Here is a 25,046-nt window from a genome sequence, read left to right as displayed (position 1 = left end):
AGGCCGGCCATCGAACACTGCGGGGGTTAGGCCGCGACGGTGAAGCGGCCTTTGACCAAACCTTCACGACGGCGCACGCCCAGGCCGAGGCGCTCTTCAACCAGCAGCGCGCGTTCGTTCTTGATGAACTGATCGTTGATCAGGCCCATCTTGAACAGGAACGACATACGATCGAACAGCACCGACGAGCGAGCGAAGTTCGCCACCAGGAACTCGCCGCCAGTGTCAGCATCGCCCTCGTCGACACTGTCGGAAGTCACCACTGGGCGGCCCCAGAGCACCGGTGTAACCAGACCTTGAAGGTTCGCGAACAGGTAGCGGTTCTCGCCGTCCTTTTGAAGTTCGATATTCATCCAGTCGAGCTCGGTCATCACAACGCCGTCGGCGGAGAGCATCGACTGCTTTCGAACCTGGTAGATCGCGCGGCGCACCAGATCGATTGCCGTATCGCCAGCCTTGGTCAGCGCCGCGTCGTACACGGTGGCCTGGGTCATCAGGCCGTTCAGGTTCTCGCCGGTGCCGTCGCCCTTCAGGATCTGACGCTCTTCCTCGAGCTTGAGGTCGTAGCGCAGCAGCTCCTGCAGGTAGGCCATCAGCTGAGGAACATCGTCCAGCGCCTCGTCGGTCACGGGCATCCAGACGGCGATCTTCTTGACCCGGTCGGTTTGGGTTGTGAAGGTCACGTTGCTGGTTGGCTTCAGGCCACCTTCCGCGACCGGAGCGGCGCCGCGGGTGTGCAGGTTTTCTTTGAAGTAGGTGTAGTTCTGACCGGACACTGGCACGGTGGTCAAGAGATCGCGGATGCGCAGCTCCTGGCGGATGCCGGGCTGGATGACCGGGTCATAGTTCGGCGCAACGATTCCGGCGCTGGTGACCTTCATTTCCTTCATGCTGGCCATGTCGGACTTCGTGACTTCGATATCGGCCAGGGAAACGCTCTTCGCCTGCAGCGACTTGTAGGCATCGTCATTTTTCACCAGATCGATGAAGCTCTTCGCCTCGCCGGGCTGGCTGCGCAGCTTGATGCCCTTCTCTTCCAGCTTCTGGACCTGCTCGATGACGCGCTCGATTTCGCCCTTCTGCTTTTCGATCTGCGATTTCATTTCGGTGGTGACAGTGTTGCCTTTCTGCATTTCATCGGCGACAGCGTCATACTTCTTTTGCAAGCCAGTGAAGCCTTCCTTCAGTTGGGTTTCGAGCGTGGTTTTAACTTCTTGAATTGGATCGGTCATGGCGACACCTTAAAAAAATTATCAAAAGTGGTGGAGAGTGATTTCAGCCCTTCCACGATCGCCGTGGCCTCGCTGCCGCCGTCACGGCGTAGCGCGGGATAGCCGAGTGAGGCGACGGCTGCCGCCTCTTTCTGAGAAAGCCCAATACGTTCGCGAAGGGCGTTCTCGAAAAGTCGAATGTCAGATTTCACGGTGAGGACTTGCGCCTCTGGGTTCATCCCGAAAGGCACCAATGATGCTTCCCAGAGTTCCGCCTGCTTGATGATGCGGATGGTGCGGCCTTCCCGCTCTTCGTATGCCGCAAGGATCGTGTTGAAGCCGATCGACATACTGTCGAGCGTGCCCTCCTTCATCAGCTCGTAAGCGTCGCGGGCATAGCTCACTGCCAAGTTGACTTTGCCTTTGATGTAAAGCCCGTGGCTGTCTTGGGTAAAGTCTGCCGAGCCCACCAGTCGAGTGAGGTCGTGAAACAGCGCCAACTTCAGGCGGCCGCCGCGAGTGGTTTTAACCTTGGTGAATGCGCCCGAGAGGATGACGTCATCGCCCAGGTCAACGTTGTTGAATACCGCTGCATATCCCTCGAAGTTACCGGCGTCATCACTGGCCTTTACTTCAAAGGGCACTTCAATCTTGCTGAACATTGGTCTGCATCTCCCACCGGGTGACCCGGTCGTATTCTTCGCCAGCCAGCGGAGGAAGGTTTTCTTTACGGCGGACCTCGTTGATGGTCATCCAGCCAGATCCGCCGGAGCCGCCGAGGGCGCCCTTGTAGTAAGTGGCCCGGCCTGCGCTATCTGCGCGCAGCAGCCCCTCGACAACGAACTCGACGAATAAGGCAGTTCCTGCGAACAGCTTGTCGTTGATCTCGTCTTCGATAGCCTTGATGTAGGGGCTCAAGCCGAACGTGATGAAGCCGCTGGTTTGTTGCTCCAGGTTCGATCCCATGATTGAGGTCTTACCTGCGCGGTTGGCCAGGTACAGCGGAACGCCCCAGATGCCGGCAAGCGCTTCTTCTTGAAACTGCTGGGACTCGATGAACTGACTGTCCTTCTGGGTCATGCCAGCAGGCACTATGGTCGGCCCACCTTCGAGCAGTCCCATCTTCCCGATGTCCTCGACGTCTCCGTCGCGGATCTTCGGAAACTTGTTCAGCACCTGGTCGCGCTGCTCGGACGTGAGGAAGTTTTCGTAAATGACATAGCCACCGGTGAAGCCGCCCTTTCGCATAAAGCGGGCCGACCAGTCCTGCGCCGCTTTGGCCAGGCCCATGGCTTCCTTGTGGAATTCAACCGGTGAGAGACCGCAGATTCCGTCAGCGCTGAACAACTTGAAATGCAGCATGTTCTGAGGCGAGACAGGGAAGCGCTTCCCGTTGAGGGTCACCCAATACAGCAGATCGTCTTCGGTATCGATTTCGACCGCATCGGCACCGACCGGCACCAGGCCAATGAAGTCCCCGTTATCGGCTCGTTCGATCATCGCGTACCCGTTGCCGCGCAGGGCCATGTTTACTACGGCTGCTTTGATGAAGTTCAACATCGTCATGTACGGGTTTGGCTTGGCCAAAATCCGTAACGCTCGCTTGTTGTCCTTCACAAGAATCCGCCCGGCAGGCTGATCTTCGAACAACTTCAATGGCAACCCTGAAACCGTCTCACTGAGGATCTTGATGCAGGACCAGACAATGGGAATTGCCATGGCTTTCTTGGGGGTGATGACCGCGCCGGAGCGCGTCTGTCCGCCGATGTCTGTCTGTACCTCAACATATTCGCCCGTCTTGGGGTCGTTGAAGCCAAAGAAACTCCAGCTCATTGGGTTGTACCAGCGAGACGCCATATTGAACCTATAGAAGTCCGGAAAATCCGTTTTGGAGGTAATCGTCGATGCTGCCCTTGCTCTCTTGCGGAGCGCCCAAGGTGGCTCCGAACGCCATCGCGAGCGCTGACATTCCGTCGATGCGGCCGGTAGCTTTGTCCTTTGCGAACTTGCGGCCGCCGGCCGGATCTTTCTGAATCACCGCGTTGGCCGCGCACATCGTCAGCACCGGGTGCATGCCGTGCCGGACCCGACCGTTCAGCAGTTCGGACTCCAGCGCGTCAATTGCCGGGGCCATATCCTTGAAGCCTTGGCCGTACTCGACCAGCGGCAACGACACGCCCTGCGCCTCAGCGTCCCGTTTGAAAAGGTCGATGCGGTAACGGTCGAAAGCGAGCGACACCAAGTCGCCGCCCAGCTCGCCAAGGATTCGCGCGATGTCTGCAGCAACAAACGCATAGTCGACCGTGGCGCCCGGCGTGGTGATCAGTAATCCCTCGCGAGCCCAGACCTCGTACGCCGCCCGATCGCGTTTCGCGCGATCCGCTAAACCAACTTCCGGAGTCCAGAAAAACGCCCACGCACACCAGTACCCATCACGCTTTCCGATCAGGACAAGCGCGGTAAGGTCGGTCCTGAATGACAGGTCTAGGCCACCATAAAGATCAAGGCCGTCCGGGGAATCCGGTTCGTCTCCGCATGACTCCCAGACCCCTTTGGAAACGAAAACCGAAACCGTCGAGACTCGCTGGTTGAGGCAGAGGTTGCGGAAAGTGTTTTCGGACGCCGGCATTCGGTTCGCTCTGTCGGCCTGTTTCTGCAAATCTTCCAAGGAGCGGAACGTCCCCAGCGCCGGGTTGGCCGCGCGCCACGCTTCCCTGTCGGTGAGCTTGCAGTCCTTAGGCGCCTGATAAACGTGACTCACAATGTGCGGGTCTTGCGAGCGCTCGGCGTCGTCGAGCCAGATGCTGAAAAGGTCGCTGTCTTGCGCGGCCTGCGTACTGATTGCGATCAACAGTGGCGAGTCATGAGCACCCTGAGCGGTTGTGATCGCGTCGATGAAATCGCTCTGGGGGCCTCGAACCTGCCCGACCTCATCGAGGATCGCCAAGACCGGCGACAGCCCGTGCGCTGTCTTGCCCTCAGCCGCAAGCGCCCGGAATTCGACGTTGAGCGGCAACCCAATCAGCTGTTTGCTGCTGGGGACGATGTGGATGATTTCCTTCAGATCCGGATTCAACTGGATCATTTTCACAGCCAGCTTGAACACAACCCCAGCTTGATCTCGACTCATTGCGCCGGAGACGATCTGCGTATTGAGCACGGCCTCGGGACCAACCAAGTGGGCCAGAAGGATCCCGGCGATCAGGCCGGTCTTTCCGTTCTTTCGGGCAATGCTCAAATACGCTGTGCTGGTGCCGGCCGGATTGTCGTAGATGGCCAGGATGAAATCCTTTTGGAAGTCATCCAGCACCAGCGGCTGCCCAACATGCTTGCCTTCCGGGACACGACAGTATTTCTCGATGAACGCGATGACCTTTTCACCGCGCGTTCTGCGCCGGGCGGCCATCAGTGCATCGCCCGAGGGATCAGGTCATCGTCATCCTGGTTCGCCAGGACCTTCTCTGCGGCGCGCTGCTTGGTCGCCTTTTTGCCTTGGTCGCGCGACTCACCTTGTGTCGCTTGGGCATGCACTTGCAGTGTCCGGCTCAACGCCACGGCGCGGCGGCTCAAAGTCTCCAGAAGGTTGTGCTTAGGATTGATCACCTGAGTACCGCGATCATTGGTCAGAACATCACCCTCGATATCGATCTCTTTCTGCAGGCGCTCGATGTCAGACAGACATCTGGCAAGGTTGCCGGCCAGGACCAGATCGGAATCGGTCCAGCTCTCTCGCGTGCGCGCGCGCACAATGGAATCCCAAAAAGGCTTGTCGGCTTTGCGGATGTTGACGAAACTTGGTGGCTTCAGCGGCCCGGCGGCTGCGGCCTGCATAGCAGCAACCGCCGATGTCGCGCTATCGGAGCGGGTGCGCTTGGCTGTCATAGTTTTTCTCAATCGTGCCGCGTTGTGTTTTGGCGGCGTTTTCCGGGTTAGAGATGAAGAAGAGGGTCGAGGGCGGTCCTATGTGGCGAAAAACCTCATATTTGACCACCCCCTAGGGGCACTGACGTGCTTCAACCGATCCCGTGATGGATTCGCTCAATCGCGGTTCCAGTGGTGGTTCGGGTCGACCGGGATGCCTGACACGTCGTGCCCTGGCAGGATGCCGGTCTTCTCTTGCCTCTGCTTCGCGCTGTCATGGCAGGGCTTGCACAAGCTCTGCAGGTTTGACGCATCAAAGAACAGATTCTCGTCGCCCTTGTGAGGCTTGACGTGGTCGACGGTGTTGGCCGCTTCGACAACGCCCATTGCTCGACACAAGCGACAGGTTGGCTCTGCCTGCAACTGGTACCAACGCAGTCGATACCAGCGCCTTGTCTTGTAGAGGTGATGCCATGGCGAAGTGCTGGCCATCTCAAGCTACGACCAATCGCTTCAACTGCTCACTGAGCAGTGCGTCAAGGTGACGACTGAGCCGGGTGGACAGTTCGCCTTCAGACTCGGCAACCAATCGCACCGACTGATCTATCGCCTGCTCGAGTGGATCGAGAGTGATCGACGCTGCGCAGTCTCGAAGCGTCTCGACTTTGCCGATTGCGAATTCGATACCGGAAGTATCGATCTCGACCTTCAGGTTGCTGACTAGCTGGCTGCTGACGACGCCGCGCTCTTTCAGACTGAAGATAGTCTCGGAGATCCGCGGCGCCTCGCCGGGACTTCCGAGGCCTCGCTCGCACGACAGATCATGAGACGCGATCTGGATGTGATGCCCGTACTCGCTCCGAAGGGCGCGATCAATCAACTCCAGCACATGGGACTTACCGCTACCCGTTGCGCCGATAACAACGATCTCTATTACCTTGGTCATGCTGCTTGTCCTCGCCGCGTGTCGCGACACAATTTGCTGATTCGCGAAACGTGTCGCGACTTACTCGGCCTTGCGGGTTGGTAGCTTGAAGTCAGTAACCCGATCGGCAATGTTGCGGATCTTCTCCACACCCAAGAAGCCAACCCAGCCGCCGGCGAATGTGGCCATGCTCTGTGGCAGGCCGAAGAAGTCCAGGCCGCTGATGATGGTCAGGGTCAAGCCGCCGCAGATCGCGCCCTCCACCAACATCTGGCGACGGGTGCCGCCTCCGTAGGTAATCCGCAATACCGCCATGGCGCACGACAGCGCAGCCGCATAGAGGATCGGCGAATGCTGGCTCAACCACGCAAGCGCTATCGCCCATGTGTCTGGTTTGTCTGGCATGCTTGGCATCTCAGTTCCTCCCCGTCAGGGAGTCAGGAATAAAAAAGCCCGCTCGGTGGCGGGCAGTGGCTCCATGCTATCGTTCGGCTTCCACGCTAAACGGACGCACGCCACTCATGGAAAACGAAAAAACAGCAAGTGTTCAAATCACATACACCACAGGGCATCGGAACCTGCCGTATGCGACAGATATCGAGACAGGCCACCATCCAATGATCTGGTTGTCGAAGGAGCCTGAACGGATCAACGAGATACCAGAACTCAAAGGTGAGCCAGAACTGGAGAAATTGATTCGCGCCATCAATGGCCCTGGCCAAGACTTCGAAACCTTCCGCTGCGCGCACACAACGACGAAAACTGAAGCTGGCATCACGCGATCAATGTATGTGGCGGTTATTTTTAGGAACCGTCAGTGGGCAGAGACGCCTGATCCGTATCTAGTGCTCTCCCGGAGCATCGTGATTGCCCTGGCTCACAGTAATGAGTTCCCAGATAACGCCCTTCCGTTTGAAGTGCGGCTGCGTAGGCACTGGCTGAAGGAAGAGAGTGTATGGGCGTACACGGCAGACATTCACCTTTACATTCAGGCTCCGGATGAAGCGCAAATGCGTGAGGAGCTAGCCCGCCAAACCGCTTTCCTGCAAAAAATCTTGGTCCAGCCATAAATTCATTCTCCACTACCCGATCAGGATCATTCACGCCTGATCGGGTTCAGGGCCGCCACCAGCAGGGCCTGACCTTTGAACAGGTCGGCGTGGGCCATACTGATCAGCTTGCTATCAGCGAAAGAGTGGCCGCTCAGCAGCCGATCCAGCTCTTCCAGTGACCCCTTGAGCTGCATCGCTTTCTTCAGCACCGTTTCGTCGTACTCGGCACGCACCTCAAGTACCAGCTTCCTGACCTCCTCGTAAGCCATGCCTACACCCACTGGGCCAACCTGGCGAATCATCAGGAAGGTGTCGGTGTACACCGCACCAAATACCTTGCCATCAGCGTGATAGAAGTCGCTGATGGCGCCGAAGCCGAAGCATGCGGCGCTTACGCTTTCAAACTGCTTGGTACTCAACAACTGACCAGTAACGCGGATAAACACCTCGGGCAGCGCCTTGGTAAGTCCACGCAGTGCGCGCAGCAGACGCTGGACGTCACCAACGACGACAGCATCAATCACTGGCTGAGCATCATTCTTAGCTTGATCGGTCATTACCGCGCTCCAGAAACGAAAAAGCCCCGGCGAGTGCCGAGGCTTGAATGTCCATTAGCAGCCCAGATGAGCTGCAGAATCGAATTTAGTGAATAGCTTTCCGCGCCTTTTCCATAGCGCTTTGATACATCGCATCAAATAAAGGAGTCATGTCTTCGAGAGTAATTTTGAACTCCTCAAAGTCGTTAAGCCAAATCGTGTATCCCTTGTCGATTTGCTCAAGCTGCAAATGGAACGATATTGCGCCCTCCGTCTTCGGTTTTGGGTCAGGATCATAGGTGAACCATATGACGAACTGAATGCGATCTGCGGATACTCGTTGGAACTCCTTTTTTGGAATTCCGGCGAATGTCCCGTTCTTATCAATCTCTCCAATTGCGACGTGTGGCGCCTCCCGGCCATGGATCATTACCGGATTGCCGCTCGGCACGCCCAGATACTCCGCAAACTTCCTGCGCAACTGCAATGCGACATCGCGCAAATGTTCAAGCTTCTCAGCATCAGCCTCGAGAGCTTGCTTGTAGGTATTTGCCACTTCCAAAAACTTTGACATTCCAGGCACTCCATTAGTCGGAGTAGCAGATTGCCATAACGAAAAAACCAATCCAACAAAAAGCCCGACGCAATGGCCGGGCTTTGTCTGCTGTGTCGCGCTTGAAAAGCTGAACACGGAGCCATGAAAACAGGTGTTTATCCGGCAGGAAAGAACTTTTTAAGCCGCGAGACGAATTTCCTCGATTGCGCAATCAATCCACGCAACACCGGCCTTGATCACCTCCCGCGCTGAACGTTCGGATATTCTCGCCGACTCGCCAACTCTGACCATCGTCCACTTCGCACCGAAGTACAGCCAGATGAAATTACCCATCTGCTCGTCGCGCTGAGCCAGCTTGGCCACCGCGCGATCAACCACCAAGGCGATGTCATCCGTGACGCAATAGTTCTTCACTCCGCCCTCGGTCACGTTGTTGTCGCGGATCAGCGCGTACAGCGGTGATACGTACCGGGGAACGCCCATTCCATCCATGCGCCACCAGCCCCATTGCTCCAGTAAGTATTCGGTGTCACCCAGTGGCTTGTCTGCGTAGGTTCGTTTTTTCATGCTGCCTTCCTCGGGTTTGGCTCATCCATGCCGAACAGCTCCCGCAGCAGCTTGTCAGCGATCTTGTTTTTTGCGTTGCCTTCAGTGATCCAGCGCCGGGCGAAGTCCTCGAAGCCCAAGTTGGCGCGGGACGCGTGCCAGTCGGCAATGATGTCCATGAACGCGGCCGAGCCGATTCGGCCATTGGTCTTTTCCAGCAGCAGGCGATTGCCCTGTTTCAGGAACTGGCACTCGACCGGGGTCAAGCTTTTGCGCGGAAGTGCCGCCGTTACGTTGCTCATCGGGATTTTCCTCTGTACTGACTGGCGAACGAGCGGCCCATTTCGACCTCCTCGTTACTCGGCTCGCGGTTGCCGGCGAAGTTGACGAATCGGGCGTACTGGCCCTGCTGCTGAACGTGGCACGACCCGGCTGGCGCGTGCCTGCACTTCGGCATGATCAGCTCGGTGACGCCGTTCTGACCCTCCTCCGAGTCCATATCGCGGTGAACGAGGATGATGCAGTGAGCGTCCGCTTCGATCTGCCCGGAGTCGCGCAGGTCGGAGGCGATCGGCTTTTTGCCCGGGCGGCTCGTCGAGTTGCGGTTCAATTGCGCCAGCAGGATCACCGGCACCTCCAACTCCTTGGCGATGTTCACGATGCCGGTCGAGATCTTGCCGAGCTCTGAGGTGCGGTTGAACGACTTACCGTCGGAGCCGATCAGGCCGATGTAATCGATCACCACCACGTCGAGACCATGAGCGCGCTGCACCTGGCGGGCGATGCTGCGAATGCGCGCCACTGTAAGGCCTGATTTGTCACAAACGAACAGCGGCACGTCGACGATCCTGCTCACCGCCGAAGTCAGCCGCGGCCAATCATCGTCCTGCAGCTGTCCGTCATCGAGTTTTCGCAGATCGATACTGCCGATTGAAGCCAGCGCACGATTGCCCAGTTCCTCCTCCGGCATTTCCAACGAGAACACCATGCCGACGCCGGCGCCGCTGCACGCGATGTGCTGGGCGATCTGCAGGCCGAGCGTGGTTTTACCGCTCCCCGGCAGACCGGCCACGATGGTGACGGTCTTTTTCCGCAGTCCGCGGATCAGCTTGTCCAGATCCACCAGCCCGGTCGACAAGCCAGATTGCAGCGTGCCGTTGAACTTCGAGTCGATGATGTCGATGTTGCGCGTCACCACCTCGTCCATGCGCTTGTAGTCTGGCTCTCCGGTTTGCAGGTCGCGCAGATCAGCCATTGCCTGTTGGGCGCTGGCAATGATCTCCGCGGCTGGACGGTTCTCAGTGGCAAGTTCGCGCACCGCATCCGCTGCATCCACCAGACGGCGCAGCACGGCGCGCTCAGTGACAACTTTGGCGTAGGCCTTCCAGTTGGCTGTGCTGGGCGTGTTACGCGCCAGCTCGCCGGCGTAGGCCATCGTGCGCGTGCCGCTCGGCAGATACTCAGCGAAGTCATGCAGCGTTACCGGATCCACTGGGCTGCCGGCCGAATGACAGCCAATCATCGTTTGGAACAGCGCAGCATTCTCCGGGTCATGAAAGTCCGCCGCCGAGACTTGGCTGGTGATAGCGTCGAACAGCTCGCCATCCAGCAGCATCGCCCCCAGCAATGCGTGTTCAGCCTCATCGCTGAACAGTTCGCGATATTCACTCATGCTGTGGCCCTCATCGAAGACCAACTGAAGCCGACTGCTTGACCACCGTTCTGGCGCAGGCGATCGAGCGCGCGGTCGCCGATGAATTGGCCGAGAGCGTTGGCAGGCAGGTTGGACACCACCACAGTTGGGAGTACCAACTGATACCGTCGATCAATGACTTCATGCAGCAAGCCCAGTTCGTATTCGCTCCCCTTCTGCGCGCCGATCTCGTCGATCACCAGCAGGTCCAAGCTCGCCAATTCGTTGATCACGTCGCGCTCGGTGTATTCGGCGCCGCGCACCATCGCGCCCTTGGCGATACGGATGATTTCCGCCGCCGAGACGATGTGCGCCACCGCGCTGAACTTCCGAATGACCTGCTGAACCATCCCGCTCGCCAGATGCGTTTTCCCGGTACCAACGTTGCCGGAAAGGATCAGCGAGCGGCCGGCGCGGTAGTTCACTTCGAACTGATCAACGTACGACTGACAGGTCGACAAAGCGCGGACCTTTTCCAGCACCGCACCGGTGGTGAAGTTCTCCAGCGTGCACTCCGCGAACCGCGGCGTAATACCCGATCCGATCAGCAACTCGTTCAGCGTCGCCGCTTTACGGCGGCCCAGCGCCTCGGTATGGGCTTCGCTGCGTTTGTCGGCGGTGTTCATCGCCTCCCACTGGCACCGGCGGCAAGCACGCACCAAATAGGAGCCGTCGAACTGCTCCACCTCAGCACCGTCGACCGTGCCATGCACCGGGCACTGTGCCTCGAAGAAGCGAACATCCGGCACGCGGCTGAACTTAGAAATTGGTTTGGCCATGTGGCACCTCCGGATAAGCGTTTGGTTCGTGTTGCGGCAAGTTGGTGAACGTCGAGGACTTCCCCGTCGCCGGGGCGAGTTCGTCATGCCAGCGCTCGCCGTTGAGCCAGGTCGAGGCCATAGGCACGTACTGCCCATCGTCCTTCGTCCAATCTCGGGAAAGGCGGTGACTGCCCAATGCGGTCATTAGGGTTTGTCGTAGTTCGGTGCTTGGCTTGAGCTTGTCCCAGGCCTTGCGAGCGTTCGCCTTGGCTTTTTTGTTTGGGTACAGCTTCCAGAACACTTCAAAGGCCTCAGCCAATTCCACTTCCGAAGTGCACAAGGTTTTAGGTTCTTTGACTGGTTCAGAAGAGTGACTGGTTCTGGTGCTTTCTGGGCCTACACCCCCTGTAGGCTGTGGGCCTACACCTGTGCTTTCTGGGCCTACATGGGTGCTTTTTTGGCCTACAGCCCAAAGGTTCAGGAAATACAAATTCGTTGAGTTGCCTTTCGGGCCTTCCCGGTTCTCGATACGCAGCAGCCCCTGAGCCTCAAGCTGCTTGATGTGCTTGCGCACTGTGCTCCGGTCGATCTCGCACTGGTCGGCGATGTGCTGGTAGGACGGCCAGCACTCCCCTATATCGCTGGCGTTGTCGGCCAGCTTGATCAGCACCAACTTGCGCAGCGGGTTTCCGACCTTGGTTTCCAAAGCCTTGACCATCAAATTCATGCTCATGGTCAGATCTCCAGCTCGGCGCAGACGCGGCGGATAAAAGCGTCGTACCCTTCGGCCATCACCAGTCCCTGATCTTCAAGCGCTTGGCGATAAGCCTTGGCGGACCCGTACAGAACCCAGCGATCACGCTCTGGCAGGTCTTTGAATGCCGTGTAACTCGGCCACGGGCCGGCAATCACCGACACGGGGCCTTTCTCGGCGGTTGTGGTTTGCGGGAGGCGGTTCATTGCAGCGTCTCCCCAGCTGGACGCACACCCGCTCGCAGAGCTTCCTCAGGACCGCTGCTCAGCCTCAGCACTAGGACGCGGATGGCCATGTTTGCGTTGGCGATGGATGCAGACAAATTCCAGGCCGTGTCCGCATTTAGGCGCAGGTCCTGCGTGTGAGTCAGTTCGTCGTAGGCGTCGTCGGTCAGGTTGAAGCCCATTGCTGCCAGCGTGAGGTTGTCGAACTGTTCAAAGTAAGACTGATCGTGGTGAGCCTGCCGCTCAGGTTTAAATTGACGTTTCATGCCTCACCCCCGTCGTTTTGAATACCGAGTTGCTCGCGCAAGCGGCGCGTTTGCTCGGTCTGAATTTCACGTGGCTCTACGCCGATGATTCGGCGAGCCAATACCCTCGCGCATATCTGCGCCTCAAGAGCACTCCCGAAAGCCTCTTGCTGGTTGAAATGCCAATGCTCGCGAGAGCCTGGATCGTCTGGACTGCCGATGATCTCGACCGTGGTGTCGAGCAGCTCCCAGATGCGATAGGCAAGCTGCTCGTTGGTGAGAAGGCTCATTGTTTCGTCGTTGATGTGCACGGTCGCTTGAGGCTGTGGAAATTTGAGTACGTTGCTCACTGGGGCGCCTTCTGGACCAGGCGGAACCGGCCCTCAAAATATGGGTGGGTCGCTTGGGTGGCAGTGGCCATCGTTGATTCGGAAACAAAGCGGTGGAATGCCGCCGTGACGTGGCTCTTGGACCAGACCAGGTACTGCGAGCCAAGCGCTTCCTCATGGCCGTTGCGTACCATGCCGGCGGGGTTCGGCTGGCTTGGCCATACCTTCAGCACGTAGTCGACGACGGCGCCGGACAAGCCATGGCGAGCCAGCATGGTTTCCTTGATCCTGGTCAGCGACTGGCAGTTCTGCGGACAGTGATCCCACACGGTCGTCTGGCTCAAGTCCTCGACGCGACGCTCAATGCGATCCAGCGCCACTTGCTGCTCCCGCTGCTGTCGCTCCACCGCCACCAGGTGATTTGCATTGGCGGCGGTGATTTCGGCCTGGGTCATTGGCTGAGCGGACCGATCTTCAAGTTCTTGCCACCGATCGACGAGGGCAGCGGTGAACTCAGGGCTGAGCTGCGCGACGACCACGAAGCTGTCGCGCTTGCATACTTGGTACTGCTCGACCGTCTGGCCGAGGTGGTTTTTAACTTCCTCAATTTGAGGGAGTTGAATGGTTTTGCGCTCAACCAGCGTTTCGATGGTCCGCTTCACGTTGTCGTGACGCTTGCCCACGAGTTCGGCGATCTCTTGCGAGGACATCGTGACGGCATCGCCACCTTGGAATTTGGCGATGGTCATTGAGCTGTCTCCGATCCGAAAGCTAGCCAGCTCATGTCGACCTTGCAGGCTCGGGCGATCTCCGCGAGGTAGGAAGTGCGCTTGGTCTTTCCGCTTTCGATCTGGCTGATAGACGTCTGCTGAGCGCCGATCAGGCGGGCGAGATCGGCCTGGCTGAGAGAGGCTGACTCGCGAGCCAACAGCAGCCGATCAGCGAGACTTGCACCCGGACCACGTGGAATCCGCGTCACGTTTTCGTATTGGGGGACTTGTGGCGCGGTTTCTGACTCGCCCAACTGCTTAAACTGGTCGATGGCGCTGTACACGCCACCGAAGCCGGTATCGCTGAAGTACTTCGCAAGTTCAGCCAGAGCGCCGGCGGATTTTCCCCCGTTGTGCAGATGATCAAGGTGGATGGCGCTGCTCAGCGCGCAATTCCATTCAAGAAGATCCTTCGCCGCAAGCAACTGAAACTCAGCCTCTTGAGCTGCTTCTTGCATAGATGGAAGTTGATTGTTCATTTGGCGACTCCCTGGTGCGGGATGTTCGCCAGCTTGTACGCGGCTGCAGCGCCAGCGTCGGCCATGGACATTGACAGCAGTGCGAGTGAGTTAATGAGCCAGCCAGCACTCATCGCGAGATCATTGTTCAGCTCGTTGTGGTTTGCGGCATGAGCAATGAGCTCGCCAATGGCAGCGACTCCGTGGAGCGTGCTGATTTGGAAGTTGTCATTGGTGTTCTCGATAGCCTGCAACCGATCTACCTGATCGGGGGTGAGCCTAGCGTTCTTCGCTGAGCACGCCGGAAATTCGCGCTCAACATCGATCAGCAACTGGTTCCACATTGGAGGATTCATTGAGCGTCCTCCCCTGCTGCCTGGAGTCCGCGGCCTGCGGAGCGGACGAGCGCTGCGACAACGTCACCGATAAAACCAAGGGTGCGAACCTCGGCAAGGTAGGCAACTTCGCCGTCATTGATACATGCGCCGAGACGGCCGCATAGTTGACTGACTCCGTCGGCGAGATCGGCAGCGATCGAAAGCGCGCCGACCAAATCCGCGCTCTCGTTGATGGAGAAGAGCTCCGTGTAGTCCGGCCCGAAAGAGCAAGGACGAAGCTTAGGTAGTTGCGCCTTCGGTGGCGTGGTGCTATTTTCTGGACTCATTTTGGTTTTCCTGAAGCAAAGTGATACCGAGACACCCGTTGGCGCGGGTGCCGACTTGAAGGCTCGACTTAGGTCGGGCTTTTTTGTGCCTGGCGTTTAGGTTTCCCCATCATCCACGACGCAAAATTAATGCAACCCCCTCCCCTGAGAGGGTCGTCACCTACCCCGGGCGGGCTGGCGGAATAGTTGTTCGAGCGCGCATATCACATCTCCAAAAATTGCAACTCATGCCTAAACAGTGCGAAGGCAGGGGTCCGCTTTAACGATTAAAAATCTGCGCAAATGCTTCTTTGTCGCCATTTCGATTGAAACCGTCGCAATTATTGAAATTTCTTTAGAAATAAGGGGCCGCGCATTGCGCGGTTCAATGTTTGCGCATGCGAAAACTTTTCGATGAGGCTCAAATATTCCACTGACGGCAGTACTCGATTGTCTGAGCATCATCGCGACACACCACTGGATGTATTCACAGCACCTTCGGCGGACTGTGCTCGCACTGAAGGCTGAGCCACAATTTGCTCCATCGTGGGCGACCGTTCTGCTAGCTCAGGCCAGACCAAGTGCCAGTCGTTTGGACGAAGCTCTTTTCGGGTGACGAGTCCAGAAGTAGCTCTCTCGATTCCGGACGCCATTTCAGCCGACGCCATTTTTTGGCCGTAAGCGATGCGCCGCAGGTAACCAGCAGTCGTTTGCGTGTCGGCGATGGCGTATGGAGGAGCAGTTTTCAGCCACTCAAGGAGAGCTTTATTTCTTGCGATCATGGATAAATTCTCTTTTATCTATGCACAAAAGATAACCCAGAGGTTACCCATGAACAACACCTAAAGGGAATTTACCCGCAGATCATTTTTTTGGGATCATGGATCGCATGGATATTTTCGAAGTTCGTCGCCAAAACCTGCGACTGCTGGTTAAAGAAAAATTTAACGGCAAAATCGCTGCGCTCGCTGGGGCCGTTGACCGAGCCGCCAGCTACCTTTCTCGCTGCCTCACCGATAACCCCAGCCACCGCAAAGGCATAGGTGAAAGGGTGGCGCGCGATATCGAAAGCAAGCTGCTTCTACCCGTCAATTGGCTCGACCTAGATAGAAGTTCGACATCTGGCCAGCTCTACGAACTAGGCGAAAGCCTAGATAGTGATGAAGAGTTGGACTTGCAGCCAATGGACGCCTGGGATGAAAACACCCCAGTCAGCGAGGACGAGGTAGCGGTGCCATTTCTTCGGGAAGTCGAGCTGGCTGCCGGATCTGGGAGGTTTTCCATTGAGGAAAACGCGAATGCAACGTTGCGATTCAGCAAACGGGACTTGAGGAAAAATGGCGTTCAGTTTGATCAAGCTCGGTGCGTGAAGGTTAGAGGCAACAGCATGCTTCCGATCCTTAGGGATGGAGCAACTGTTGGGGTGGATATTGGAAAAAGCTCGATCGGCGACGTAGTCGATGGGGAGCTCTACGCAATCAGTCACAACGGACAGCTGCGGGTCAAGCAAGTCTATCGGCTGCCGACCGGCATCCGCCTGAGAAGCTTCAATCGTGAAGAACACCCTGACGAGGACTACACATTTGCCGAAATAGGCAATGAGGAAATGCGATTTCTAGGTCACGTTTTTTGGTGGGCGATGTACGCGAGGTAATCCGACAAGTGAAAGAAACCGCCACACGGCGGTTTTTTTTCGTCCGCAAAAATAAAAATAACCTATAGGTGTTGATTTAAAAATAACCTCAGGGTAACTTTAATCCATCGCAGTCTTGCATGGAGCTTACCTAATGATCACCCCAACCATCACCGCTCATGGTTTCACCGGATTCCTAGGTCGTGGTGCCGCACCACGGGAACTGGAGTGCCTGTTGGCCGTCGCAGCGGGCCGCACTTCGAAAGAAGTGGCGCGTGATCTTGGGGTTGCTCCGGACACCATCGATAAACGCCTTCTGGCGCTGACCACGAAACTTGGCGTAACTCGCCGCGCCGCCCTGGTAGCCGAAGCTTTCAAACGTGGGCTGATCTCACCGGCTGCTGTCCTAGCCATGATTTTGGCAGTACACGCTTCGATGGCCGAGGATCCCGCGCTGCGCGTTCGTCGAGGCACCGGCGAGCGTCGGATCGAAACGCGCGTGGCCGTACGCCGCATTGAGGTCGCCCTCACCGCTTAACCCAACCTGTTTCTGCGAAAGCCAACAACGCGGCCGGGATTCGCTCGGCCTGAAAAAGGAGCAATGCAATGCTGATCCTCACCCGGAAAGCTGGTGAAACCATCCGCATCAATGACGACATCAGCATCACAGTGCTTGGCGTCAGCGGTCAGCAAGTGCGCTTGGGTGTCACGGCATCAGCGAACGTTGAAGTACATCGCGAGGAAATCTACCAGCGCATTCAGGCGGGTCTGCCGAAGGGTGGCCAACGATGATTCGCACTCTTTTAATCTCGCTACTGCTGACGGCGGGTCACGCAAGCGCCAGCGAACAGGTCATCAGTGTGCAGCACGACAGCCAGCGCGGCGTTACTTGCTGGATCGTGAACAACACCGGCATCAGTTGCCTGCCTGACCGTTCGCTCCCACAGGTAAATGTGAAGCCCAGTCACATTAAGAACGAGCCGATGCCAGCGGCTTCGCCAGCCCCGCTCCCACACGTTGAGAGGTTCCAGCTATGACGATGGTGACTCAAGGAACGCATCTACACCTCCAGAGCGATCTGGAAAAGCTCGGCGAGCGGCTGATCCGATTCGGCCAGGCACTCAAAAGCCCCGACACCACGGTCGGACAGTTGAGCGCGCTGGCCAGCTCGTGTGGCATCAAGCTGAAGTTGCGTGCGGTCTCCGAATCTGGAGGAGCAGAGAATGTGTAGGGCAAGTAAGGCGACACAAAAAACGATCTTAGAAACCGTGTCGCGACACGAGGTGCGGTGAAGTTATGCGCTATGTGACCGTCAGGAAATTTGCCAACGAGTCTGGCTACACAGAGGACGCGATCCGCTCAAAGATCCGTGACGGCATCTGGCGGCTCGGTGAGATATGGATCAAAGCGCCGGACGGCCGGACGCTTCTCGACATAGAAGGATATGAGTCATGGGTAGAGGCGGGCGGGGAGTTCGGGCGGTCTCCGATACGAGTATCGAAATCACGTTCATGTATCGGGGCGTCCGGTGCCGCGAGCGGATCACGCTCAAGCCCACCGCCACTAATCTGAAGAAAGCCGAGCAGCACAAAGCCGCGATCGAGCATGCGATATCGATCGGCACCTTCGATTACTCGGTGACCTTCCCTGGCTCGGCCAGGGCGGCGAAGTTCGCGCCCGAGGCCTCGCGCGAAACCATGAACGGCTTTTTGACCAGGTGGCTCGAGGCGAAGAAAAAACACGTTGCGAGCAGCACGTTCGATGGTTATCGAAAGCTGGTCACCCTCCGCCTGATCCCCGCCCTGGGCGACACCATGCTGGTGGACCTGAAGCGGAAGGCAGTGAGGGACTGGCTGGACACCCTGGCGGTGGGCAACAAGACGCTCAGCAATATCCAGAGCTGTCTCCGCTCCGCGCTAAACGATGCGACGGAGGAAGAATTGATCGAGCAGAACCCATTGGCAGGTTGGACCTATACCCGCAAGGCAGCGCCGCCGAAGGAGGACGATGTCGATCCGTTCAGTCCTCAGGAGCAGCAGGCGGTGCTGAGCGCCCTCACCGGCCAGGCGCGCAACATGATGCAGTTCGCCTTATGGACCGGCTTGCGCACCAGCGAGCTCGTTGCGCTGGAATGGGGCGATATCGATTGGCTGCGGGAAGAAGTCATGGTGAGTCGCGCAATGACCCAGGCTGGAAAAGGAAAGGCCGAGACGACGAAGACCGCGGCAGGTAGGCGCAGCGTGAAACTGCTCCGCCCAGCGATGGAAGCGTTGAAGGCGCAAAAGGCGTACACGTTCCTCGCAGATGCCGAGGTATTTCAGAACCCGCGCACGCTTGAGCGCTGGGCGGGTGACGGCCCGATCCGGAAAACAATGTGGGTGCCGGCGATGAAGAAAGCAGGAGTTCGGTACAGACGGCCCTATCAGACACGACACACATATGCATCAATGATGCTGTCTGCCGGCGAACATCCAATGTGGGTAGCCAAACAAATGGGCCATACCGACTGGACAATGATAGCCAGGGTTTACGGTCGATGGATGCCGGACGCAAACTTGAAAGCTGGATCAAGAGCGGAACTGCTCTGGGGCAATCATCAGAGAACCGAGTCATCGCTTAGTGACTAAGCAGGGGGAAGAGCCTCAAGAAATCGAGTGAGACTAGGAGAGCAACTAGACATCTGCGTTAAATGAGCCCGTTTTTTTATTTCTTTAACGAGGTCTAAATAGCACGGCCCATCCTTTTTATAATATTTTTTACTACGACGTAGAACCATGCCTAGTTTACCCTCACAGCTATTTATCGTAGTTCTCTCATGTGCGATATTTGTAAATAATGGTAGCAACCAACAATCCGTAGACTGCACAGCCACCGCCAATATAAATCGCCCAGAGTATATTTCAAGGAGCTCAGGCTCTACGCTGTCGATGATCATTTGCTCTACTCCAATTACAATATCTTCCAAATCCTGAGTTGGGTCGACAGGAGAACAATCACTATCCGCTACATCCGAATCAAGATGGACTACTACATAATCATTCAGAGAAAAAGCCTCATGTAGATTATCAGATATAGAGCAATGCTCCAGCACCTGCTGCCACCCCCCATAATCGCCTTCTTGCTGCCGCGATACATCAGTAGCATCTCTCGTCGGCTGAAGACAATTAACTACCACACCAGTATCACTAATACCCTTATAGAAAACTTTTATAATTTTTTCGAGAACAACCTGATCGGTAATTCCTTCAGCAAACAGAGCAAAACTAGGCATCCTTAAAATCCTTTTGGAAGTCCACCCAATGATCCTCTAATGAAAGCTTCTGACAACTTAACAATCGGAGCTTTTTCATGAGACCGCGGCTTAGTCGCACGACGAATTTCTGTGGCACCTTCATCATCTCTCGAAATGATGAACAGACGCTGTTGATCATCATCAAGGTTGATACCATCAAGCACTGCAGGATTATGCGTCGTCAAGATAACTTGCTTTTCGTGATTCACTGCGAGCATATTAAGCTGCTCAACCAGACGCCTACATAACTTTGGATTCAAAGAAGCATCAATATTATCAATAGCAAAAAAGCTTGGAGTGTAAGAAGAAGAGAAAAGCGCAAAATAAAACATCAAAAACAGAAAACCTTCGTTCGCACCCTTTATGTCAAAAGAGTTATTTTTTTTGCAAATATACCTATCACTAACTTCCAACGAAAATCCTGCGGTATCGTTATCAACAAAATCTATCGCTCGAAACCAACCAAAAACCGAAAGAAAATCGTTTAGTTCGCGTTGATATTCTTCTCCTCTCTCAACAAATTCAACCTCCATCAATTTTAAAAGACCCTCACCATTAATACCAAGAGGCAATATCTGGCCGTCTTTTAAAAACTCCCTTAACGAAGTATTCTCCGGAGAGAAAATTATGAACTTAGATAAAGCTTTTCTAGTATAATTAATTACCTCATGACGACCAGAAAAGTATTTCCCCAAGACACTTTTATCATCAAAGTCGATAGAACTCCCAAGTGCAGACTTCTTCCCTACACCCTTGTTCATATTTTGAAACATTTTCGCTATTACTTCATTTTTATCTTTTTGACGAATGTCAGGAGAATTCATAAAAGACTCCATGATACTCATGAAGTCCTCCGGATCTCCAGCAACATTGCCAGCTATTTTTGGAAGGCTACGAGGGGCATTCTCGTCAACTTCAATAGCGGAAACGCACTCCCACTTTGAATATGCGTCTCCAGAATTATTGATTCTATATGTAACGCTACCTCCATCCACTAGAATGGAGAATTTTGTATACTCTTTACCAGCTTCTTCGAAAGCGGACTGCATTAACTTCGGCTCAGTCACTCGAATCCCACGTGACGCAAGGAATTCATTATCAAGCTTTTTTGCAGACGCAGCCCCAGCAAACGCTATAGCTTCTAGAATATTACTTTTCCCAGCGCCATTTTCACCGATAAATACATTTAATCGGCCTAATTTTAGATCAACCTTATTGATGGATTTAAAATTTTCTATCGTAATCTGATTTATCACGCGGATTTTTCCCGAAAGATTGCGCTAGATATTCTCTCTCAAGCCTCTACTTAAGAGCTTGACACATGACATCGTAGGTTAGCACAGAGCCCCTTCGAGGAGGAGACATCGAAATGACAGCAATATGGCAGCACCTCTCCTGAAAGCTAACCGGCATTAGGGTTGGATGGGGGTTCAAATCCCCCCGGCCCACCAACTCTCAACGACAAAGCCCGCCAAGTGCGGGCTTTGTCGCATCTAACCGTCCCATCCAGCCCCCACCGCAAAAAACCAATCCCTCCCCACACACTTCAATGCTCATGCCGATGATGCACATCCGGAAAATGCGCATGCCGGTGACGCATCGGCGTATGCACATGCGGATGACTATGCGGCTCCGTTCCATCCCAGTCGAACCCATGCGTATGCTGATGATGCTCATCGTGTATGTGGCGATGTTCATGCTCGAGCCGCTCGTGCTGATGCTCATGACTATGGTTCTCCATCAGGTGAATCCATACCCCCACGGCCATTAACGCCGCAGCGAGCAGGAACATCAGCGATACCGACTCGCCCAGTAGCAGAATCGAGATCGCTGCGCCCAGAAACGGCGCGGTGGAAAAGTACGCGCCGGTGCGCGCACTGCCCAGCCCGCGCAGGGCGAGGACGAACATCACCAGGCTGACGCCGTAGCCGAGAAACCCGACCAGCAGGATGGGCACCAGCGAGTCGGCTGCGGGCAGTTGTTTGCCGATGAACAAGGCCAGGCCGCAGTTGACCACTCCCGCCACAAGACCTTTGCTGCCCGCGATAAACAGTGCATCCGAGGCAGAGACCTTACGCGTCAGGTTGTTGTCGATGGCCCAGCAAAAGCAGGCGAACGCGACGGCCAGCGGGCCTGTGCAATCTTGCGCCGACACGGCCTCTTGCGGCCAGGACAACACGACACCGCCGGCCACGATGGCGAGCATGCCGATCACGATTCGCCGATCGGCGTTTTCCTTGAACACTAGCCACGCCAGCAGTGCCGTGAGCACTGATTCCAGATTGAGCATCAGTGACGCGCTCGCGCCGGAGGTTCTGGTCAAACCGAACATCAATGCCACCGGCGCCAGCACACCGCCGAAGCCGATGGCACCGATCAGCCACGGCCATTCGCCGGTGCCGAGTCCGGAACGCTGCCAACCTCGATCGCGGGCAACACGCAGGACGGTCAAACCCAGCCCGCTGCCCAGATAGAGCAACCCGGCCAGTAGAATCGGCGAAATCTGCACCCCCAGCAGCTTGGCGAGTGGCGTACTGGCGCCAAACAATGCTGCCGCAACCAACGCGTAAAGCACGCTCACATTCATGACGGGATCACTCGCTCGGGCCGATGGAATACCGGCAATGATCATGGCAAAACTCAGAGTTCACGTCACCGGACTCAAGCCAGCGGATAAACCCCGGAAGCACTTCTACACTCACAGCGCCCTTACGCCAGACCGAGCCCCCATGACCGCACTCAAAGATCGCATGCAACAAGGCAAAGACGCGCGCAAGAAGTGCCCGCGCAGCGCTCAGGCATCCACCGGCAAAATGAACCGTGACCCGATTCCGTTGACCAAGGCCTCCAGCCAGGGCCGCGTCGCGTCGCTGGTCGAGCTGCGTTACGGGCGCATGCTGGTGTCGCCGTTCACGTTCTTTCGCGGCAATGCCTTGTTGCAGGCGCACGATTTGTCGGGCACGGCGAACATGGGCCTGAACTTGCCCATCTGTGGTGACTGCCATCTGATGAATTTCGGCGGTTTCGCCACGCCTGAGCGCAATCTGCTGTTCAGCGTCAACGATTTCGACGAAGCACATCCCGGGCCGTGGGAGTGGGATCTGAAGCGTCTCGCGGCGAGTTTCGTGGTGGCTGCCCGCGATTTGCGCCACGGCGAATCGGTCGAGGAACAGGTGTGCCGTGAAATGGTCGGCGCCTATCAGACGACGTTGCTGGAATGCGCCGAACAGAGTTCGCTGGAAAACTGGTACGAATCCATCAGCTACAACGATCTGCTCGCTCAGGCGCGCAAAAGTACCCTCGAACATGTGGAGCGCGCCATCGAAAAGTCTGAGCGGCGTACCCACGCCGAGCTGTTGCCTAAAATCAGTGAACGCGATGCCAGTGGTCGTCTGATTATTCGCGATGACCTGCCGGAAATTTTCCACCTGCACAAAAACACCACGCTGCTGGACGCCGACGATGACTGGCTGCGGTTGTCAGACTGGCGACCTCTATACGATGCGTTCATGCGTGATTATCGAAACACGCTGCAACCTGACCGTCGCGAGCTGCTATCACGCTTTCACGCCCAGGACATGGCCTTCAAAGTGGTCGGCGTCGGCAGTGTCGGTACGCGCTGCCTGGTGGCGCTGTTGACCGACGATCAGGAATTTCCGTTGTTTCTGCAGTTCAAGGAAGCGCGACGTTCGGTGCTCGCCGATTACGTCAAAGTCAAATCGCGCACGCGCCACGAAGGCCAACGAGTGGTCGAGGGGCAGCGGTTGATGCAGGCCGCCAGCGATCTTTTTCTCGGCTGGACCACCGGTCCCAGCGGTCGGCACTTCTATGTGCGGCAACTGCGCGACATGAAAATCTCCGCTGAGCTTGAGACCTTCGACGCCGAAACCTTCGCCGCCTATGGACGTGTGTGCGGCCGAGCCCTCGCCCGGGCACATGCCAAGGCATCCGGCCTCGCGGCGCAAATCAGCGGTTACATTGGCAAAGGCGATGCGCTGGCGGATGCGCTGCTGAAGTACGCGCAAAGTTACACCGCACAAAACGAACGCGACTTCGAGCGCTTCCAGGTGGCTTGTCGCAAGGGCCGTTTGCGCGCCCGGTCAGAAGCTGATTTTGCCGCTGACCATATGCCTTGAGTGGGGCCGGCTCCTCCTTCCCACACCGAACGTCCTAGGAAAATTCCCGCAACACGCGTCGACTTTGGTGAACTGGTGGACAGTTCCTCAGGACGTTACCCTCCACGACCACTGCCATCCAACGGACGGTTTGGCAGCCGCAACTGCAGTGAATGTTCACTCCACGGAGCTACGTCATGAAAAAGACCCCACAACTTTCGCTGGTTGGCTCGGCACCTTCCGACGCGCCCGCTTCCAGCACCCAACCTCAGTCGAACACCACCGCACGCGCCGAGGCGACCCGTCGGCGGCGTAGCGTCCCGCTCAATCAACTCATCAGGGTGCGCGACGATGTCGACACACTGACCCTGCTCACCCACGCCAGCGAGATTCTCGACTCCCTCGTCGCCATCAGCGCAAACCTTACCGATGAGTTCGACGGCTCGAAACGCCATGTGGCGGTGGCCATGAAGCAACTGAGCGCACTGGCCGAGATCCTGGTCTGCCGGGCGCGGGACAATCTTGACCCGCAGGGACCGCAAACCAGCGGGCCTGAAACCCGCCATTGACGGGTGAAACTGTAGAGTCGCACCGTCGCTCGGGTGAGCATCGGACAACGCCGAGCCGCCCATCGAGATGAATTTTTCTTCACTGCAGCTGCGCGGCCAAGCCTTGTACAGTCCGCTCGCTCATTCAAGAAACTACGGTTCGCCCGCGCTCCTGCGGGCTTTTTTTTGCCTCGGATTTACCGCGTCAGCCTGTGAGGGCTTGCTCTCCCACAGGTGAGTGCGCCAACCTGCCGGAAGATCCGCCACTCCGGAGTATCCGATGCCGCTGTTGACCCTGCCCTGCCAACGCCTGACGCTCGCGATACTGTCTCCGGAACAAGCCTAACTTGAAAGCGAGTTCTACCAGCGCAACCGGCGCCACCTCGCGCCATGGTCGCCGATCCGCACCACCGAATATTTTTCCACCGAGCAGATTCGCCGACGCCTTGAAATACAGGCCAGCGCATTCGAGGCCGGGCTGGCCATGCACTTCGCGCTGTTGACCCCGGACGGCCAGCAAATGATCGGCGCCTGCAACTTCAGCGGCATTATTCGCGGGGCCTTTCAGGCGTGTTATCTGGGCTATCACATTGATGAAGCCCAACAGGGACAGGGCTTGATGCATGAAGCGCTGGAGGCTGGCATCGACTACATGTTCGATATCCAGAACCTGCATCGGATCATGGCTAACTACATTCCCGGCAATGAGCGCAGTGAGCGCTTGCTTGAGCGTCTGGGCTTCGAACGCGAGGGTTACGCCAAGGCGTATCTGAACATTGCCGGGCGCTGGCAGGATCATGTGCTGACGGCCCTGGTCAATCCGCTGTTCGAAACGCCGGAGAAGCGTTGGTCACGACAACTGGCCTAGCTTCACAATTTATTCAGGATTGCCGC

The 25,046-nt window shown here is 56.7% G+C and carries 33 protein-coding genes and 1 pseudogene; 9 read left to right on the top strand and 25 right to left on the bottom strand.

Translation table 11 applies throughout. The annotated features are described in order from the left end of the window. Window positions 1–26 precede the first annotated feature (26 nt). From PspR84_RS04160 to PspR84_RS04125, 8 genes are all read right to left on the bottom strand, one after another. Window positions 27–1,232: a phage major capsid protein gene (locus tag PspR84_RS04160; RefSeq protein WP_160055713.1), complete on the bottom strand. Its 1,206-nt coding sequence runs from the start codon at window positions 1,230–1,232 to the stop codon at window positions 27–29. Next, complete coding sequence (locus tag PspR84_RS04155) at window positions 1,229–1,873, bottom strand: HK97 family phage prohead protease (RefSeq protein ID WP_160055711.1); 645 nt, start codon at window positions 1,871–1,873, stop codon at window positions 1,229–1,231. The genes PspR84_RS04160 and PspR84_RS04155 overlap by 4 nt, the downstream gene beginning before the upstream one ends. Then, on the bottom strand, window positions 1,857–3,068 hold the full coding sequence (locus PspR84_RS04150; protein WP_160055709.1) for a phage portal protein: 1,212 nt from the start codon (window positions 3,066–3,068) through the stop codon (window positions 1,857–1,859). Before PspR84_RS04150 ends, PspR84_RS04155 begins: the two co-directional genes overlap by 17 nt. A gap of 7 nt (window positions 3,069–3,075) precedes the next feature. Further along, on the bottom strand, window positions 3,076–4,617 hold the full coding sequence (locus PspR84_RS04145) for a terminase TerL endonuclease subunit (RefSeq protein ID WP_160055707.1): 1,542 nt from the start codon (window positions 4,615–4,617) through the stop codon (window positions 3,076–3,078). Continuing rightward, window positions 4,617–5,093, bottom strand: coding sequence for a TerS protein (locus PspR84_RS04140; RefSeq protein ID WP_127648860.1), 477 nt, complete (start codon window positions 5,091–5,093; stop codon window positions 4,617–4,619). Before PspR84_RS04140 ends, PspR84_RS04145 begins: the two co-directional genes overlap by 1 nt. Window positions 5,094–5,249: 156 nt before the next feature. Further along, the gene (locus PspR84_RS04135) at window positions 5,250–5,564 is read right to left on the bottom strand and encodes an HNH endonuclease signature motif containing protein (protein WP_160055705.1); all 315 of its coding nucleotides are present in this window, start codon (window positions 5,562–5,564) and stop codon (window positions 5,250–5,252) included. A gap of 1 nt (window position 5,565) precedes the next feature. Continuing rightward, window positions 5,566–6,018: a hypothetical protein gene (locus PspR84_RS04130; RefSeq protein WP_160055703.1), complete on the bottom strand. Its 453-nt coding sequence runs from the start codon at window positions 6,016–6,018 to the stop codon at window positions 5,566–5,568. A 60-nt stretch (window positions 6,019–6,078) separates the two neighbouring features. Next, window positions 6,079–6,411 (bottom strand): phage holin, lambda family, encoded by a 333-nt coding sequence (locus PspR84_RS04125; protein ID WP_160055701.1) that lies wholly within the window; start codon window positions 6,409–6,411, stop codon window positions 6,079–6,081. A 107-nt stretch (window positions 6,412–6,518) separates the two neighbouring features. On the opposite strand from PspR84_RS04125, the gene PspR84_RS04120 reads away from it, so the two are divergent. After that, entirely contained in the window at window positions 6,519–7,067 is a 549-nt protein-coding gene (locus tag PspR84_RS04120; protein ID WP_160055699.1) for a hypothetical protein, read from the top strand. Between the two features lie 26 nt (window positions 7,068–7,093). Here PspR84_RS04120 and PspR84_RS04115 read toward each other — a convergent pair whose 3' ends face one another. From PspR84_RS04115 to PspR84_RS04050, 14 genes are all read right to left on the bottom strand, one after another. Then, a complete protein-coding gene (locus tag PspR84_RS04115) occupies window positions 7,094–7,606 on the bottom strand; it encodes a hypothetical protein (RefSeq protein ID WP_160055697.1) in 513 nt (170 codons plus the stop codon). Window positions 7,607–7,691: 85 nt separating this feature from the next. Further along, window positions 7,692–8,159: a hypothetical protein gene (locus PspR84_RS04110; protein ID WP_160055695.1), complete on the bottom strand. Its 468-nt coding sequence runs from the start codon at window positions 8,157–8,159 to the stop codon at window positions 7,692–7,694. A 159-nt stretch (window positions 8,160–8,318) separates the two neighbouring features. Next, window positions 8,319–8,708 carry an antiterminator Q family protein gene (locus PspR84_RS04105; RefSeq protein ID WP_160055693.1) on the bottom strand — a complete coding sequence of 130 codons (390 nt, stop codon included), beginning with the start codon at window positions 8,706–8,708 and terminating at the stop codon, window positions 8,319–8,321. Beyond that, on the bottom strand, window positions 8,705–8,989 hold the full coding sequence (locus PspR84_RS04100) for a hypothetical protein (RefSeq protein ID WP_160055691.1): 285 nt from the start codon (window positions 8,987–8,989) through the stop codon (window positions 8,705–8,707). Before PspR84_RS04100 ends, PspR84_RS04105 begins: the two co-directional genes overlap by 4 nt. Next, entirely contained in the window at window positions 8,986–10,359 is a 1,374-nt protein-coding gene (locus PspR84_RS04095; protein ID WP_160055689.1) for a DnaB-like helicase C-terminal domain-containing protein, read from the bottom strand. The genes PspR84_RS04100 and PspR84_RS04095 overlap by 4 nt, the downstream gene beginning before the upstream one ends. Further along, on the bottom strand, window positions 10,356–11,159 hold the full coding sequence (locus PspR84_RS04090; protein ID WP_160055687.1) for an ATP-binding protein: 804 nt from the start codon (window positions 11,157–11,159) through the stop codon (window positions 10,356–10,358). The genes PspR84_RS04095 and PspR84_RS04090 overlap by 4 nt, the downstream gene beginning before the upstream one ends. Continuing rightward, window positions 11,140–11,874, bottom strand: a complete 735-nt coding sequence (locus PspR84_RS04085) for a helix-turn-helix domain-containing protein (RefSeq protein WP_160055685.1) — start codon at window positions 11,872–11,874, stop codon at window positions 11,140–11,142. Before PspR84_RS04085 ends, PspR84_RS04090 begins: the two co-directional genes overlap by 20 nt. A 2-nt stretch (window positions 11,875–11,876) precedes the next feature. Beyond that, complete coding sequence (locus PspR84_RS04080) at window positions 11,877–12,101, bottom strand: hypothetical protein (protein ID WP_160055683.1); 225 nt, start codon at window positions 12,099–12,101, stop codon at window positions 11,877–11,879. Beyond that, window positions 12,098–12,385, bottom strand: coding sequence for a hypothetical protein (locus tag PspR84_RS04075; protein WP_160055681.1), 288 nt, complete (start codon window positions 12,383–12,385; stop codon window positions 12,098–12,100). The genes PspR84_RS04080 and PspR84_RS04075 overlap by 4 nt, the downstream gene beginning before the upstream one ends. After that, window positions 12,382–12,714 (bottom strand): hypothetical protein, encoded by a 333-nt coding sequence (locus PspR84_RS04070; protein ID WP_160055679.1) that lies wholly within the window; start codon window positions 12,712–12,714, stop codon window positions 12,382–12,384. Before PspR84_RS04070 ends, PspR84_RS04075 begins: the two co-directional genes overlap by 4 nt. After that, window positions 12,711–13,442: a Rha family transcriptional regulator gene (locus PspR84_RS04065; protein WP_160055677.1), complete on the bottom strand. Its 732-nt coding sequence runs from the start codon at window positions 13,440–13,442 to the stop codon at window positions 12,711–12,713. Before PspR84_RS04065 ends, PspR84_RS04070 begins: the two co-directional genes overlap by 4 nt. Then, complete coding sequence (locus PspR84_RS04060) at window positions 13,439–13,942, bottom strand: helix-turn-helix transcriptional regulator (protein WP_160055675.1); 504 nt, start codon at window positions 13,940–13,942, stop codon at window positions 13,439–13,441. The genes PspR84_RS04065 and PspR84_RS04060 overlap by 4 nt, the downstream gene beginning before the upstream one ends. Beyond that, window positions 13,939–14,277: a hypothetical protein gene (locus PspR84_RS04055; protein ID WP_160055673.1), complete on the bottom strand. Its 339-nt coding sequence runs from the start codon at window positions 14,275–14,277 to the stop codon at window positions 13,939–13,941. Before PspR84_RS04055 ends, PspR84_RS04060 begins: the two co-directional genes overlap by 4 nt. Further along, window positions 14,274–14,585, bottom strand: coding sequence for a hypothetical protein (locus tag PspR84_RS04050; protein WP_160055671.1), 312 nt, complete (start codon window positions 14,583–14,585; stop codon window positions 14,274–14,276). Before PspR84_RS04050 ends, PspR84_RS04055 begins: the two co-directional genes overlap by 4 nt. An 868-nt stretch (window positions 14,586–15,453) precedes the next feature. Here PspR84_RS04050 and PspR84_RS04045 point away from each other — a divergent pair. From PspR84_RS04045 to PspR84_RS04025, 5 genes are all read left to right on the top strand, one after another. After that, window positions 15,454–16,218: a S24 family peptidase gene (locus PspR84_RS04045; protein ID WP_160055669.1), complete on the top strand. Its 765-nt coding sequence runs from the start codon at window positions 15,454–15,456 to the stop codon at window positions 16,216–16,218. A gap of 133 nt (window positions 16,219–16,351) precedes the next feature. Next, window positions 16,352–16,735, top strand: coding sequence for a helix-turn-helix transcriptional regulator (locus PspR84_RS04040; RefSeq protein ID WP_160055667.1), 384 nt, complete (start codon window positions 16,352–16,354; stop codon window positions 16,733–16,735). Window positions 16,736–16,803: 68 nt separating this feature from the next. Then, on the top strand, window positions 16,804–16,989 hold the full coding sequence (gene csrA / locus PspR84_RS04035; protein WP_160055665.1) for a carbon storage regulator CsrA: 186 nt from the start codon (window positions 16,804–16,806) through the stop codon (window positions 16,987–16,989). A 241-nt stretch (window positions 16,990–17,230) separates the two neighbouring features. Then, window positions 17,231–17,428 carry a hypothetical protein gene (locus PspR84_RS04030; RefSeq protein WP_137218918.1) on the top strand — a complete coding sequence of 66 codons (198 nt, stop codon included), beginning with the start codon at window positions 17,231–17,233 and terminating at the stop codon, window positions 17,426–17,428. Window positions 17,429–17,648: 220 nt separating this feature from the next. After that, window positions 17,649–18,824, top strand: coding sequence for a DUF3596 domain-containing protein (locus tag PspR84_RS04025; RefSeq protein WP_160055663.1), 1,176 nt, complete (start codon window positions 17,649–17,651; stop codon window positions 18,822–18,824). Here PspR84_RS04025 and PspR84_RS04020 read toward each other — a convergent pair. The 3 genes from PspR84_RS04020 to PspR84_RS04010 form a co-directional block, all read right to left on the bottom strand. After that, entirely contained in the window at window positions 18,821–19,468 is a 648-nt protein-coding gene (locus PspR84_RS04020) for a hypothetical protein (protein ID WP_160055661.1), read from the bottom strand. The two genes, PspR84_RS04025 and PspR84_RS04020, sit on opposite strands and share 4 nt — an antisense overlap. Window positions 19,469–19,470: 2 nt before the next feature. After that, a complete protein-coding gene (locus PspR84_RS04015; protein ID WP_160055660.1) occupies window positions 19,471–20,745 on the bottom strand; it encodes an AAA family ATPase in 1,275 nt (424 codons plus the stop codon). Between the two features lie 290 nt (window positions 20,746–21,035). Further along, on the bottom strand, window positions 21,036–22,076 hold the full coding sequence (locus PspR84_RS04010; RefSeq protein WP_174244430.1) for a DMT family transporter: 1,041 nt from the start codon (window positions 22,074–22,076) through the stop codon (window positions 21,036–21,038). A 142-nt stretch (window positions 22,077–22,218) separates the two neighbouring features. Between PspR84_RS04010 and PspR84_RS04005 the strand changes: the two genes are divergently transcribed. The 3 genes and pseudogenes from PspR84_RS04005 (at window position 22,219) to rimJ (ending at window position 25,020) form a co-directional block, all read left to right on the top strand. Further along, window positions 22,219–23,625, top strand: a complete 1,407-nt coding sequence (locus PspR84_RS04005) for a DUF2252 domain-containing protein (protein WP_160055656.1) — start codon at window positions 22,219–22,221, stop codon at window positions 23,623–23,625. Window positions 23,626–23,801: 176 nt separating this feature from the next. After that, on the top strand, window positions 23,802–24,173 hold the full coding sequence (locus tag PspR84_RS04000; RefSeq protein WP_160055654.1) for a hypothetical protein: 372 nt from the start codon (window positions 23,802–23,804) through the stop codon (window positions 24,171–24,173). A gap of 259 nt (window positions 24,174–24,432) precedes the next feature. Continuing rightward, window positions 24,433–25,020, top strand: a pseudogene (gene rimJ / locus PspR84_RS03995) (ribosomal protein S5-alanine N-acetyltransferase). Window positions 25,021–25,046: the final 26 nt, after the last annotated feature.

Origin of the sequence: Pseudomonas sp. R84, from assembly GCF_009834515.1 — a bacterium.
Lineage (GTDB): Bacteria > Pseudomonadota > Gammaproteobacteria > Pseudomonadales > Pseudomonadaceae > Aquipseudomonas.
The sequence above is the reverse complement of the archived record's forward strand: the minus strand, read 5'-3'. Positions and strand labels throughout refer to the sequence as shown.